Source organism: Pantoea sp. paga, assembly GCF_007558755.1.
GTDB classification, from domain to species: Bacteria; Pseudomonadota; Gammaproteobacteria; order Enterobacterales; family Enterobacteriaceae; genus Pantoea; species Pantoea agglomerans.
Map to the genome: position 1 here is coordinate 162417 of NZ_VLTF01000009.1, position 13688 is coordinate 176104.

Here is a 13688-nt window from a genome sequence, read left to right on the forward strand (position 1 = left end):
CGACGCTTCATTGGGCGCAACAGGGAAAACGGGGCGTATTATAGAGAAAGCGACCTCGCGACGAAACCGTTTGCGCACAATTTTTGGCGACCCGGATTTGCCTGAATTTTGCGCAAAAGCTGCTATAAAAGTTGCTCAGCGTGATTTTGTTGCGCAAAATGCCCCTCGCTCTGGGAGTTCAAAGAAGACAAATACTGCCTTTAAAAGACAGAGGCCTTAGAGCCAGCGAGAGATAAATATTTGAAACGCCTAAAATTTAATTATCTGTTTATCGGTCTGGTTGCCGTGCTGTTAGCGTTAGCGCTATGGCCATCCATTCCCTGGTATGGGGGTGGGCAGGACCAGATTTCACAGATTAAATCACGGGGAGTACTGCGTGTCAGTACCATCAATTCCCCGTTGACTTACTACACAGTGAACCAATCTCCGGCCGGTATGGATTATGAGCTGGCAAAACGCTTCGCCGATTATCTGGGCGTCAAACTCAAGGTGACAGTACGTCCCAACCTGAGCGATCTGTTTGACGATTTAGATGATGGCAAAGCCGATTTGCTGGCTGCGGGTCTGAACTACAACAGCGAACGCCTGACCCGCTATCAGACCGGGCCAGGCTACTACAACGTTTCGCAGCAGCTGGTCTATCGCGTGGATAAGCCGCGCCCTAAAAACCTCGGTGACTTAAAGGGGCGGCTGACTGTTGCGTCTGGATCGGCGTATCTGTCAACGCTGAAGAGCGCGCGGTCAAATCAGTACCCCGATCTGGACTGGGCGATCTCCACCGATCAAAGTCCTAAAGCCCTGCTGGAAGCGGTGGCAGACGGCAAGCTCGACTATACGATTGGCGACTCCGTGACCATCGCTCTGTTGCAGCGCATTTATCCGCAGCTGGCGGTGGCGTTTGACGTCACTGATGAAGAGCCGGTCACCTGGTATGTGCGGCACAGCGATGACGACAGCCTGAATGCCGCGATGCTCGACTTCTTTAACGGTATGGGTGAAGAAGGGGCGATGGCGCGGCTGGAGGAGAAATATCTCGGCCACGTCGGCACCTTTGATTATGTCGATACCCGCACTTTCCTGCGCGCCATCGACAACACGCTGCCTGACATCAAACCGCTGTTTGAGAAGTACGCCACCAGCATTGACTGGCGACTGCTGGCGGCGATCTCCTATCAGGAGTCGCACTGGAACCCGCAGGCCACCTCCCCTACCGGCGTGCGCGGCATGATGATGCTGACCCGTAACACCGCTGAGAGCCTGGATGTGGGCGACCGGACCGATCCCGAACAGAGCATTCGCGGCGGCAGTCAGTATCTGCAGGATATGATGGCGAAGGTGCCGCAGACCATCCCGGAAGATGAGCGCATCTGGTTTGCGCTGGCGGCCTATAACATGGGCTATGCCCATATGCTGGATGTCCGTAAACTCACTGCCCGCCAGGGGGGTAATCCGGATAGCTGGGCGGATGTGAAGCTGCGTCTGCCCATGCTGAGTCAGAAGCGTTACTACACCCAGACGGCTTATGGCTATGCCCGTGGGCATGAAGCCTATAACTATGTGGAGAACATCCGCAAATATCAGTTAAGCCTGGTGGGTTATCTGCAGGAGCAGGAAAAACGCCTGGCGCAGCAGGCTGAAGCACAAGAAGCACAGGCCGAACTGGCCAAAGGCTATCCGGCGGTCGAACCGAAGATCGCCATGAATTAATCCTGGCGTTGCGCCTGACGCAGCGCTTTTTTCTGCTCGCGACGCATACGGAAGAAGTCGCTCAGCATAGCGGCACACTCTTCAGCCAGCACGCCGCTCTGTAATTCAACCTGATGATTCATGCCGGGGTGCCCCAGCACATCGAGCAGCGATCCTGCCGCTCCACTTTTGATATCGTGCGCACCGTAGACCAGCCGGCTGATGCGGCTGTGAACCATGGCGCCGGCGCACATCACGCACGGCTCCAGCGTCACGTAGAGCGTGGTGTCCAGCAGACGATAATTTTCCAGTACCTTACCGCCCTGCCGCAACGCCATAATCTCCGCATGCGCCGTCGGATCGTGCTGGCCGATGGGCCGGTTCCAGCCTTCACCGATCACCCGGTCATTCTGAACCAGCACCGCACCCACCGGCACTTCGCCCTGCTCCCACGCCCGGCGCGCCAGGTCAAGCGCATGGCGCATCCAGTATTCATCTTGTTGTTTCATGCTGACCACTCCGGGCGACAGAAAAGCGGCGCATTATAGCGGTCTCACCGATCCTTTAGAAACTTATTCCAGCTGTTGCAGCTCACCTGCGGGTGTTACGCGCCAGCGATGCTGACAGAAAAACAGCAGCGGGTTATCCTGTTTGCTGTCGCTATAGCCGCTGTAGAGCTGTAGCGGCGTGCCGATTTTCTCTTCCAACTGTGCCACTTTCTCATGGCCGAGGCAGCGCATTGCCAGTACCCGCCCGCCCCAGCCGCGCTGCATCTGACTGGCAATCAGCTTCACCCGTGGCAGAAACGCGGAGTCGTAATAGACCTGCTCCACCAGAGACTGTGGCGATCCGGTGATGAGCCAGACGTCAGCATCATCACTGCCGAGGTAATCGGTCAGACGCTGCTGAACCACCGGAAAGGCTTTGACGCGCAGGCGAAACCACTGCGCAAATTCGGCTTCGAGTTGCAGCAGCGTCCGCTCAGAACGGCCAAAAGTAATAGACCAGAGCAGCAGGCTCATGGGCCAGCGTGCCGCCCGGCCTTTAAACAGCAAGCCGATACCTACTACCGGCAATAACGGCACCACCAGCAGCAGATTAAGCGGTCGGCGACGCAGCAGATAGCGCATAAAAGTGCCGAACATGTCCTGCTGGTGCAAAGTGCCATCCAGGTCAAAAAATACGACGCGACGTTGTGTTCCCCTGGTCAAACAACTCTCCTTCAGGCTGATTCTGGAATGATAAAGAGTAGTGTAGCCATCATCAGGCGCTACGGCGATGACTGTCATTTTTAATTCCGATGACTACAATGCCTGATGAATAGTTTATTCTTCACAGATTATCCCTGAATTACGAGGATTGGGCATGAGTTCATTGCTGCGCATTCGCCAGCTTTATCCACGTCTGGCATTGAACGAGCGTCGGCTGGCTGATTTTTTACTATCGCAACCCGATCGGGCGCGCCACCTGAGTTCGCAAAAGCTGGCGGAAGAGTCTGGCGTCAGCCAGTCGAGCGTGGTGAAGTTTGCTCAGAAACTGGGATACAAAGGTTTTCCGGCGCTTAAGCTGGCCCTGAGTGAGTCACTGGCGGACAAGGATGCCATTACCGTGCATAACCATATCCTCAGCGACGATCCCCTTAAAATGGTGGGTGAGAAGCTGCTGACGGAGAAACTCTCGGCGATCCGCGCCACGCTGGATATCAACAGCGAAGAGAAACTCAACGATGTGTTGCAGCTGCTGAAAAATGCCCGGCGTATTTTACTGGTGGGCATCGGCGCTTCGGGTCTGGTGGCGAAGGACTTCTCCTGGAAACTGATGAAGATCGGCATTAATGCGGTGGCGGAGCAGGATATGCACGCCCTGCTGGCCAGCGTGCAGGCGATGGGGCCAGGCGATGTGCTGCTCGCCATCTCTTACACCGGTGAACGGCGGGAGATCAATCTGGCCGCGCAGGAGGCGGTTCAGGTAGGCGCCGATGTGGTGGCGTTTACCGGCTTTACGCCGAATACGCTGCAGCAGAGCGCCAGTTACTGTCTCTATACGGTGGCGGAGGAGCAGAGTACCCGCAGCGCGGCCATCTCCTCGACCACGGCGCAGCTGGCCCTGACCGATCTGCTGTTTATGGCGCTGGTGCAAAACGATCCGGAACGCGCGTCCAGTCATATTCGCCACAGCGAAGCGCTGGTGAAAAAGCTGGTCTGATCAGCGGCAGCGCGTATAATACCCGCGCTTTTTCTGTTGTTATCAGGTGGGTAAAATGGCGCTGTTGATTACGTCCAGATGCATTAACTGCGATATGTGTGAACCGGAGTGCCCGAACCAGGCCATTTCACTGGGCGATGCGATCTATGAGATTGATGTCAGCCGCTGCACGGAATGCGTCGGGCACTATGAGACGCCAACCTGTCAGCAGGTATGCCCCATCGACAACACCATCATCATTGACCCACAGCACACCGAATCACGTGATGCGCTGTGGGAGAAGTTCGTGCTGCTGCACGGCTAGCTTTCAATGATCACCGTGGCGCAGGCGTAGTGACGCTCATCGGCCAGCGTCACGTGAACGTGTTTAACGCCCAGCCTCTCTGCCACTTCAGCGGCATGCTGAAAGAAGCGTAATCCCGGTTTTCCCAGCGCATCGTTATAAACTTCAAACTGATTAAACGCCAGACCACCGCGAATGCCGGTGCCAAAGGCTTTTGCTGCCGCCTCTTTTACCGCAAAGCGTTTAGAGAGAAAGCGCACCGGCTGCTTGTGCGACTGATATTGCTGCCATTCGGCTTCGCTCAGCACCCGCCGTGCCAGCCGGTCGCCGGAGCGCTCTATCACCCCGGCGATACGTTCAATCTCAACGATGTCCGTACCCAGTCCCAGAATAGCCATCAGCGACGGGCTTCACGCAGCAGCTGCTTCATCTCTTTGACCGCATCCGGCAGGCCACTCATCACCGCACGACCAATAATCGCATGGCCGATATTCAGCTCGTGCATTTCCGGCAGCGCCGCAATCGGCAGCACGTTGTGATAGGTCAGACCGTGACCGGCATTGACCTTCAGTCCCAGGCTGGCGGCAAAGGTTGCGGCGTGACGGATACGCGCCAGCTCAGCGTCACGCGCCAGTCCCTCTGGTGCTTCGGCGTAAGCGCCGGTATGAATTTCGATGTAAGGCGCGCCGCTGGCCACGGCCGCTTCAATCTGACGGTGATCGGCATCGATAAACAGCGAAACCAGAATGCCTGCGTCACTCAGCAGTCGTACGGCCGCGTTCATCTTCTCCTGCTGCCCCGCCACATCCAGCCCACCTTCAGTGGTCACTTCCTGACGCTTTTCCGGCACCAGGCAACAGAAATGGGGCTGGATATCACAGGCGATGCCGATCATCTCATCGGTGACCGCCATCTCCAGATTCATCCGCGTCTGGATAGTGTCACGCAGGATACGCACGTCGCGATCAGTGATGTGACGGCGATCTTCGCGCAGGTGCACGGTAATGCCGTCTGCGCCCGCCTGCTCGGCGATAAACGCCGCCTGCACCGGATCGGGATAGTTTGTCCCACGGGCGTTACGCACCGTAGCAATGTGATCGATATTGACGCCTAACAGCAACTCAGCCATGACCATCCTCACTTCTTTTTCATCGTGATGTTGAGTGTACCGCGCAAAGTGAAACAGGCGGTACGACCAGCGCTATTCTTCTGCCTGTTCAGGCTTTTTCTTCGGGATAAACTGGCGGAACAGCTCCTGACTCTTCAGCGGCTTGCCACCAAGATAGGGCTTCAGGGCGATGCGGGTAAACCGCTTCGCGGCGCGCAGGGTGTCGGCATCGGGAAACTCTCGCTCGCACAGGGCGCGCAATTCGCGGCCGGTAAAGCTACGCTGATTGACCACCAGGCTGGCAATAAAGCCGCGCTCTTCGCGGTAGCTGTACGTCATGTTGTCGCTGACCGGCTCGCCGCTGCCGGCGCAGTGCAGGAAATCGACGCCATAACCCAGGTGACCGAGCAGCGCCAGTTCAAAACGTCGCAGTGCCGGTTCGGGCTTGCCGTGCGTTGAGGCTAATGCCTGAAGGCAATTGAGATAGTCGAAGAAGAGTTCTGAGAAGGGGAATTCCTGCTGCAATACGCGAGAGACCAACTCATTGACGTAGAGACCGCAGTAGAGCGTGATGCCGCTGAGCGGTAAGGCCAGCGACACCGCCTCGGCATTGCGCAGGGTTTTGACTTCCCCGCGCCCGCTCCAGCGAACCAGCAGCGGGGTAAAAGGCTGTAACGCCCCCTTCAGCTGCGAGCGCCGCGAACGTGCGCCCTTGGCCAGAACCCGCACCCGCCCTTCGCTTTCGCTGAACAGGTCGAGCAGCAGACTGGTTTCGCTGAAGGGGCGACTATGCAGCACAAAGGCGCGTTGCCAGCCTTCCATTGAATCAGAGATCGTCTGTATAACCCAGGCTGCGCAGCGCACGTTCGTCATCTGCCCAGCCGGATTTCACTTTCACCCACAGTTCGAGATGCACTTTCGCTTCGAACATCTCTTCCATGTCCCTGCGCGCTTCTGTTCCGATAACTTTGATTTTGGCACCTTTGTTGCCAATCACCATCTTCTTCTGCCCTTCGCGCTCAACCAGAATCAGACCGTGAATGTCGTAACCGCCACGTTCGTTGGTGACGAAGCGCTCGATCTCAACCGTAACGGAGTAAGGCAGTTCAGCACCCAGGAAGCGCATCAGTTTTTCACGGATCATCTCTGACGCCATGAAACGCTGTGAGCGGTCGGTGATGTAATCTTCCGGGAAGTGATGATCGGCCTGCGGCAGATGCTTGCGGGTAATTGCCGCAATGGTATCGACGTTTTTGCCGCTCTCAGCAGAAATAGGCACGATATCGAGGAAGTTCATCTGCTGGCTCAGGAACTGCAGATGCGGCAGCAGAATGCTTTTATCCTGGATGTTATCGACCTTATTGATCGCCAGCACCACCGGCACTTTATTGTCGCGCAGTTTGCCCAACACCATCTCATCATCGGGCGTCCAGCGGGTGCCTTCAACCACGAAGATCACCAGTTCTACGTCGCCAATGGAACTGCTGGCTGCGCGGTTCATCAGACGGTTAATGGCGCGCTTCTCTTCCATGTGCAGACCGGGAGTATCGACGTAGATCGCCTGATATTCGCCTTCGGTATGAATGCCCATTATGCGGTGGCGCGTGGTTTGCGGCTTACGCGAGGTGATCGACACCTTCTGCCCCAGCAACTGGTTCAGTAAGGTGGATTTACCGACGTTTGGTCGGCCAACAATCGCGACAAAGCCGCAATAAGTAACGTTTTCGCTCATTCGAGTCCTGAATTGTTCAGCGCCTGATGCGGCGCCGAAAGAGTGCTATTTGAGTCATGTGTCATTCAGCGTCTTCTGACGCCGGGATAGAATGTCGGGTCAATGGTTCAGTGCCGGTTCCGGCACTGTCATCCCGACAGATCTATTCAAGACCTAATTTTATCAGTGCCTGTTCAGCCGCTGCCTGCTCAGCTTTACGACGGCTGGAGCCGACGCCGACAACCGGCTCGGCCATGCCACTCACCTGACAGTGGATGGTGAATTCCTGATCGTGGGCTTCGCCACGTACCTGTACCACCAGATAACTTGGCAGTGGCAGATGACGTCCCTGCAGATACTCCTGCAGGCGCGTTTTCGGATCTTTTTGTTTGTCGCCAGGACTGATTTCGTCGAGGCGGGTCTGATACCAGTCGAGGATCAGCTGCTCTACCCGCTCGATACTGCTGTCGAGGAAGATACCGCCAATCAGCGCTTCCACCGTATCCGCCAGGATCGATTCACGACGGAAACCGCCGCTTTTCAGCTCACCGGGTCCCAGGCGCAGGCACTCGCCAAGATCAAATTCGCGTGCCATTTCAGCCAGCGTGTTGCCCCGCACCAGCGTGGCGCGCATGCGGCTCATGTCACCTTCATCAACCCGCGGGAAGCGGTGATAAAGGGCATTAGCAATCACATAGCTAAGAATAGAATCGCCAAGAAATTCCAGGCGTTCGTTGTGCTTACTGCTGGCGCTGCGGTGAGTCAGGGCCTGCTGTAACAGTTCCGAATGAGTAAAAGTGTAGCCCAGTTTGCGCTGAAGCTTGTTAATCAGGATGGGGTTCATGCGATTCCAGTTCTTTGTTGCGTCTGTGACTCTGCATACCAAACGGGGCTGGTAATCCAACACGTTCCGTTTGGTGTGCAGTGGCCTCCCTGAGGAGGCCACCCGATTTGCCTGTTAATCAGACAATAATGTTAGTGGATACCACCGATGCGACTGAATCGCACGCCGGTTGGCCACTGGCCTTCTTGTTTCTCAAAGCTCATCCAGATAGCGACCGCTTTACCGACCAGATTACGCTCCGGGACAAAGCCCCAGTAGCGGCTGTCGGCGCTGTTATCACGGTTGTCGCCCATCATGAAGTATTGCCCTTTCGGCACGACCCAGCTCGCCTGCGGCTGACCCGGCTGCTGATAATACATGCCTGCCTGACTCTGCGCTTCGTTTACCAGCAGAATGTCATGCGTCACGTTACCAATTGTCTCTTTGCGGGTTCCCAGGCGCAAACCACCGCGCAGCGTATCGCCCTGCGGCACCTGATAAAAACCGTTGCCGGTTTCGTTGCCATCAAAGCCGCTAAAGGTCTGAACAAAGTTGCTTGGCTCAACGTCGGTGTAAGTTACCGCTAACGCTGTGTCACAGGCTTTATCATCGGAGCAGGTCGGTTTCACCGTCAGCGTTTTGCTGTAAGGATCATAAATGACTTTGTCGCCCGGCAGGCCGATAACGCGCTTAATGTAATCCAGGCTCGGATCTTTCGGGTATTTAAATACCGCGATATCGCCGCGCTTCGGCTGACCGGTTGGGATCAGCGTCGTCTGGGTGATCGGCTCCTTGATGCCGTAAGCAAACTTCTCCACCAGGATAAAGTCACCAATCAGCAGCGTCGGCATCATCGAGCCAGAGGGAATCTGGAACGGTTCGTAGATAAACGAACGCACGATGAAAACCACGGCCAGCACCGGGAACACAGATGCGGTGGTTTCAACCCAGCCTGGCTTTGCAGCGACCTTCGCCAGCGTTTTGCTGTCGAGCGCGTTACCGGTCTGGGCCTGAGCCTCAGCCTGTTTCGCGCGACGCGCGGGTGCCCATTTAAAACGATCAATTACCCATACGATGCCAGTAATCAGCGTCGCTATCGCCAGAATCAGGGCGAACATATTAGCCATTGGAAATCCTTATTTGCTGTCCTTACCGACATGCAGAATGGCGAGGAACGCTTCCTGTGGCAGCTCAACGTTACCAACCTGCTTCATTCGCTTCTTACCATCTTTCTGTTTCTGCAACAGTTTCTTCTTACGGCTGACGTCACCGCCATAACACTTGGCGAGAACGTTTTTACGCAGCTGTTTCACCGTTGAACGCGCGATAATGTGGTTGCCGATGGCAGCCTGAATCGCAATATCAAACTGCTGACGCGGGATGAGCTCTTTCATTTTCTCAACCAGATCGCGTCCGCGATAAGGCGCGTTGTCACGGTGGGTAATCAGCGCCAGCGCATCCACACGCTCAGAGTTAATCAGTACGTCAACGCGTACCATGTCTGAAGGCTGGAACCGTTTAAAGTTGTAATCCAGCGAGGCATAACCGCGCGAGGTTGATTTCAGACGGTCAAAGAAGTCGAGTACCACTTCAGCCATCGGAATTTCGTAAGTCAGTGCCACCTGATTGCCGTGGTAAACCATGTTGGTCTGCACGCCACGCTTCTCAATACAGAGCGTGATAACGTTGCCCAGATACTCCTGCGGCAGCAGCATGTGACATTCGGCAATCGGTTCACGCAGCTCTTCGATATTGTTCAGTGCCGGCAGCTTGGATGGGCTGTCGACATGAACGATTTCGCCGCTGGTGGTCACGACTTCATACACCACCGTCGGTGCAGTAGTGATCAGATCGAGATCGTATTCGCGCTCCAGACGCTCCTGGATGATCTCCATGTGCAGCAGACCGAGGAAGCCGCAGCGGAAACCAAAGCCCAGCGCCGTTGAGCTTTCTGGCTCATAGAACAGCGAGGCGTCGTTCAGGCTCAGCTTACCGAGCGCATCACGGAACGCTTCATAGTCGTCAGAGCTGATTGGGAACAGACCGGCGTAAACCTGTGGCTTCACTTTTTTAAAGCCTGGCAGCGCTTTGTCTGCCGGGTTACGTGCGGTAGTCAGCGTATCGCCCACGGGTGCGCCGAGGATATCTTTAATGGCGCAGACCAGCCAGCCTACTTCACCGCAGTTCAGCTCATTACGATCAACCCGTTTCGGGGTAAAGATACCCAGGCGGTCAGCGTTATAAACCTGGCCGGTGCTCAGGACTTTGATCTTGTCGCCTTTGCGCATGGTGCCGTTTTTTACGCGCACCAGGGAAACAACACCCAGGTAGTTATCGAACCAGGAGTCGATAATCAGTGCCTGCAGCGGCGCTTCCGGATCGCCTTCAGGCGGCGGAATGTCGCGCACTAAGCGCTCCAGCACTTCCGGAACGCCTACGCCGGTTTTGGCTGAGCAGCGCACCGCGTCAGTCGCATCAATGCCGACGATATCTTCAATTTCCTGCGCGGCGCGATCGGGATCGGCAGCGGGCAGGTCAATTTTGTTCAGAACCGGCACCACTTCCAGATCCATCTCCATCGCGGTGTAGCAGTTCGCCAGTGTCTGCGCTTCAACACCCTGACCGGCATCCACCACCAGCAGCGCGCCTTCGCAGGCGGCCAGTGAGCGGGAAACTTCATAGGAGAAGTCTACGTGGCCTGGGGTATCGATGAAATTGAGCTGGTAAGTTTGGCCGTCTTTCGCGTGGTAATCGAGTGTGACGCTCTGTGCTTTGATGGTGATGCCACGCTCGCGCTCCAGATCCATAGAGTCAAGAACCTGCGCAGCCATTTCACGAGCGGTGAGGCCGCCACAAATCTGAATCAGGCGGTCAGAGAGCGTAGATTTGCCATGGTCGATATGAGCGATGATGGAGAAATTTCTTATGTGCTTCATTTATTGGGATATCTTCGCTTAAAATTCAGTTGAAAACCTGAGCACAGACACATTCAGGAAGATCGCTCTTTACCCACAATCCTGTCAGCCTCATTAATGACGACGCATATTACACTGTTAACGCCGCGCATAAAAGAATGGAACGTGGTGGAAGCGAAACAGATATCTGCGCGAGGCAGAACAGACAAAGGCCGCGGGATGCGCGGCCTGGACGTGCGTTACGCTTCGCTTTCAACACGCAGCGCATCGGGAGGCAAGGCGATGTTCAGAATGACCGGCTGAAAGGCTTCTCTATCGCCGAATTTCATTGAAACGCCTTTGGCGACGATAAAACCCCCGATACCGCCCAGCAGCGCACCGCAGGCGGCGGCCAGATCGCTGCTGAACAGCGCCTGAAACAGCCCGGAAACCAGGAACAGGCCAAACAGCGGCGTCATGTAGACCAGCAACGCTGAACCCAGCAGGCTGCTCTCTTTGATACCGAGTTCGATCCGCTGCCCCGGCTGCAGCGGCTTGCTGCTGGCGATCTGCATCACATGGGCATTCTTCGGACCGAGCTTATTCAGCATATGGCTGCCACAGCCTTTACGCGCCTGGCAGCTGTTACAGGAGGTTTTAGCTTCGGTGTGCAGCGTGGCGATGCCATCCTGCCATGCCACCACGGTGGCCCATTCTCTCATCATTTTTGTGACCCCAGGTCGATGCTGTCCGCAATACGTTTTGCGGTGGAGGGCGGTAATTCGCCGATCACCGCTATTTCGTTATTATTGCGCACAACGGTCTGGACCGTACGACGCCCAGTGCGCAATGTCTGCGTTGTGCTGGTTTTATCGGCCGGCGTCACGTTGATCGCGAAACTAAACAGGCCATCGCTGTAGAGCTTCGATTCCATATTTTTGTTCAGACCGGGTAGCGTGCGACGATTCTGCGACACCAGCGACATACCGGCAGGTATCCAGCCAGGCTGCCAGGTGAGCGTGACCGCATCCCCTTTCGGCACCGAAAGCGACGGAGGCAGATTGGCTTTCTCCAGCCCCTGCATCAGATTACGCACCCCTTCGTCCACCGCAAAGCTGATGACGCGGAACTGTTCCAGCGTTTCGCCATCACGATCGAGCAGGTCGATGCGCAGCGGCAGCTTAGTGTCCACATCCAGCCAGACCACATAGCTGTAACGGGTGCCATCGCGTGAAACGATGCGCAACACATCACACATCTGATCGGCAATGCGCGAGCGGCCTACGGTAATAAAATCATAGGCTGTAGCAAGCTTGGTGAAGTCAGCAAAAATCACCGACGGCAAAGCATCGATAATGTGATTGCCGGGGAGCGAAAAGGGATCGAGGCCGGGTTCGAAGTAACTGATATCGTTGCCGCGCTGGATCACTTCCCGACGTGGCCCATCCATCTGCAACAGCTGCGCGAATATCCGGTTATCGATTACAGCATGACGATAACGCAGCGATTCGATGCCGATGCGGGAGACGTTGATATAGGCGAATTCGTAGTTGAGGTTCTGACTTGCCTGCTCCATCTGCTGCAATAGCGCCCCGGACGCAGAAGGTTGCGCCGGGGCGGCAGATGACCACAACAGGCTGCCTGTCAGCAGGCTAACAGCATACCAAAGCGGCTTCATTACTGCTGTTGCTGTCCTAATGATTGATTTCCGGGAACATCAACCTGCGCCTGTTTTGGCGCAGTGGTTTCAAACTGCAGCTGGTCAGCGTGCAGGCGACGTTGCAGTTCGTAATCCTGCAGCATGGCATTTACGCGACGACGCTGGTCCTGAACCTGCTGGTTAGAACTGTTGGTGTCAAATGCATCAGACGGTACGCCCAGGCTCACCGGAGACGCTTTGCCCATCATCGGCATCGTATTGAACACCGGAGAGTCAGAGGTCTGCGTGGCGCTGCCCTCTGGCTGGTTATAGTGCTGAACGCCTACGATCACGGCCAGTGAAACACAGGCAGCGACACCGACCTGGGTCAGTTGCGCAGCCCACGGGCGCGCTTTTTTCCAGAACGGCATTTTTTCCCAGCGGGAAGGTTCTGGCTGAGCTTCAGGGATCAGCGTTGTAACCGTACGCAACGGTTCTTTTTCGATGGCAGCAGCGACGCGCGCAGAAATATCAAAATGCAGGACATCGCCCACATCACCGCGCATGGTATCGCGAATGAGATGATAGCTTGCCCAGCTTTTCTGTAATTCTGCGTCCTTAGACAAGGCGGAAAACAGCTCGTTATCTAAGGTCTCACCATCCATTAAAGCGGAAAGTTTTTCTTTCTGCATGCCTATGTACCCTTCCAGTAGCCGTTATCACTGACGTTGGATAAGCGGTTGAACTTTGTTATCAATGGCCTCTCGCGCACGAAAGATACGTGATCGAACAGTGCCTACCGGGCAATCCATAATGACGGCGATCTCTTCATAACTCAGACCGTCCAGTTCCCTGAGGGTGATTGCCATACGCAAGTCCTCGGGTAGCGCCTCGATGGTACGAAAGACAATTTGTTTCAATTCTTCTGACAACATTAAGTTCTCAGGGTTCGAAATTTCTTTTAATGCACCCGCACTTTCGAAATTTTCTGCGTCAATAGCATCCACATCGCTGGATGGCGGACGACGCCCCTGAGCAACCAGGTAATTTTTCGCTGTATTTACCGCAATGCGGTACAGCCAGGTATAAAACGCGCTATCACCCCGGAATGAATCCAGTGCGCGATACGCTTTAATAAACGATTCCTGTACTACATCAGGTACGTCGCCCGAGGGAACATAGCGTGAAACCAGGCTCGCCACTTTATGCTGGTAACGAATCACCAGTAAGTTGAAAGCTTTTTGATCTCCCTTCTGTACGCGCTCGACAAGGACCTGGTCCGTCAACTGCTCGCTCATCCGAGGTAATGTCTCCCCAAATTTTTCATACGCATAAAAGT

Annotated in this window: 16 protein-coding genes; 3 read left to right on the forward strand and 13 right to left on the reverse strand. The window is 55.5% G+C overall.

Annotated features, from left to right (window positions below; translation table 11 throughout):
* Positions 1–240 precede the first annotated feature (240 nt).
* The gene (gene mltF / locus FOV68_RS20200; protein WP_010257637.1) at positions 241–1707 is read left to right on the forward strand and encodes a membrane-bound lytic murein transglycosylase MltF; all 1467 of its coding nucleotides are present in this window, start codon (positions 241–243) and stop codon (positions 1705–1707) included.
* Here mltF and tadA read toward each other — a convergent pair.
* Both tadA and yfhb read right to left on the reverse strand, forming a co-directional pair.
* Positions 1704–2195, reverse strand: coding sequence for a tRNA adenosine(34) deaminase TadA (gene tadA / locus FOV68_RS20205; protein ID WP_010671307.1), 492 nt, complete (start codon positions 2193–2195; stop codon positions 1704–1706). The genes mltF and tadA overlap by 4 nt on opposite strands.
* A gap of 63 nt (positions 2196–2258) precedes the next feature.
* Positions 2259–2897: a phosphatidylglycerophosphatase C gene (gene yfhb, locus FOV68_RS20210; RefSeq protein WP_010257641.1), complete on the reverse strand. Its 639-nt coding sequence runs from the start codon at positions 2895–2897 to the stop codon at positions 2259–2261.
* A gap of 154 nt (positions 2898–3051) precedes the next feature.
* On the opposite strand from yfhb, the gene FOV68_RS20215 reads away from it, so the two are divergent.
* Both FOV68_RS20215 and FOV68_RS20220 read left to right on the forward strand, forming a co-directional pair.
* Entirely contained in the window at positions 3052–3891 is an 840-nt protein-coding gene (locus FOV68_RS20215; protein WP_010257643.1) for a MurR/RpiR family transcriptional regulator, read from the forward strand.
* A 55-nt stretch (positions 3892–3946) separates the two neighbouring features.
* Positions 3947–4195, forward strand: coding sequence for a YfhL family 4Fe-4S dicluster ferredoxin (locus tag FOV68_RS20220; RefSeq protein ID WP_010671305.1), 249 nt, complete (start codon positions 3947–3949; stop codon positions 4193–4195).
* Here the strand turns inward: FOV68_RS20220 and acpS are convergent.
* From acpS to rpoE, 11 genes are all read right to left on the reverse strand, one after another.
* Positions 4192–4572 carry a holo-ACP synthase gene (gene acpS, locus FOV68_RS20225; RefSeq protein ID WP_033758661.1) on the reverse strand — a complete coding sequence of 127 codons (381 nt, stop codon included), beginning with the start codon at positions 4570–4572 and terminating at the stop codon, positions 4192–4194. The two genes, FOV68_RS20220 and acpS, sit on opposite strands and share 4 nt — an antisense overlap.
* Positions 4572–5303 carry a pyridoxine 5'-phosphate synthase gene (pdxJ, locus tag FOV68_RS20230; protein WP_010257647.1) on the reverse strand — a complete coding sequence of 244 codons (732 nt, stop codon included), beginning with the start codon at positions 5301–5303 and terminating at the stop codon, positions 4572–4574. The genes acpS and pdxJ overlap by 1 nt, the downstream gene beginning before the upstream one ends.
* Positions 5304–5375: 72 nt before the next feature.
* Entirely contained in the window at positions 5376–6104 is a 729-nt protein-coding gene (recO, locus tag FOV68_RS20235; RefSeq protein ID WP_010257651.1) for a DNA repair protein RecO, read from the reverse strand.
* 4 nt (positions 6105–6108) lie between these two features.
* A complete protein-coding gene (era, locus tag FOV68_RS20240; RefSeq protein WP_010257653.1) occupies positions 6109–7014 on the reverse strand; it encodes a GTPase Era in 906 nt (301 codons plus the stop codon).
* A gap of 142 nt (positions 7015–7156) precedes the next feature.
* Entirely contained in the window at positions 7157–7837 is a 681-nt protein-coding gene (gene rnc, locus FOV68_RS20245; protein ID WP_010257656.1) for a ribonuclease III, read from the reverse strand.
* Between the two features lie 131 nt (positions 7838–7968).
* Entirely contained in the window at positions 7969–8943 is a 975-nt protein-coding gene (gene lepB, locus FOV68_RS20250) for a signal peptidase I (protein ID WP_143991416.1), read from the reverse strand.
* A gap of 9 nt (positions 8944–8952) precedes the next feature.
* Positions 8953–10752, reverse strand: coding sequence for a translation elongation factor 4 (gene lepA / locus FOV68_RS20255; RefSeq protein ID WP_010257661.1), 1800 nt, complete (start codon positions 10750–10752; stop codon positions 8953–8955).
* A gap of 218 nt (positions 10753–10970) precedes the next feature.
* Positions 10971–11435 carry a SoxR-reducing system protein RseC gene (rseC, locus tag FOV68_RS20260; protein ID WP_010257664.1) on the reverse strand — a complete coding sequence of 155 codons (465 nt, stop codon included), beginning with the start codon at positions 11433–11435 and terminating at the stop codon, positions 10971–10973.
* Complete coding sequence (gene rseB, locus FOV68_RS20265; protein WP_010257666.1) at positions 11432–12388, reverse strand: sigma-E factor regulatory protein RseB; 957 nt, start codon at positions 12386–12388, stop codon at positions 11432–11434. Before rseB ends, rseC begins: the two co-directional genes overlap by 4 nt.
* The gene (rseA, locus tag FOV68_RS20270) at positions 12388–13041 is read right to left on the reverse strand and encodes an anti-sigma-E factor RseA (RefSeq protein WP_010257667.1); all 654 of its coding nucleotides are present in this window, start codon (positions 13039–13041) and stop codon (positions 12388–12390) included. The genes rseB and rseA overlap by 1 nt, the downstream gene beginning before the upstream one ends.
* 27 nt (positions 13042–13068) lie before the next feature.
* Positions 13069–13647, reverse strand: coding sequence for an RNA polymerase sigma factor RpoE (gene rpoE, locus FOV68_RS20275; protein WP_010257669.1), 579 nt, complete (start codon positions 13645–13647; stop codon positions 13069–13071).
* Between the last annotated feature and the right edge of the window lie 41 nt (positions 13648–13688).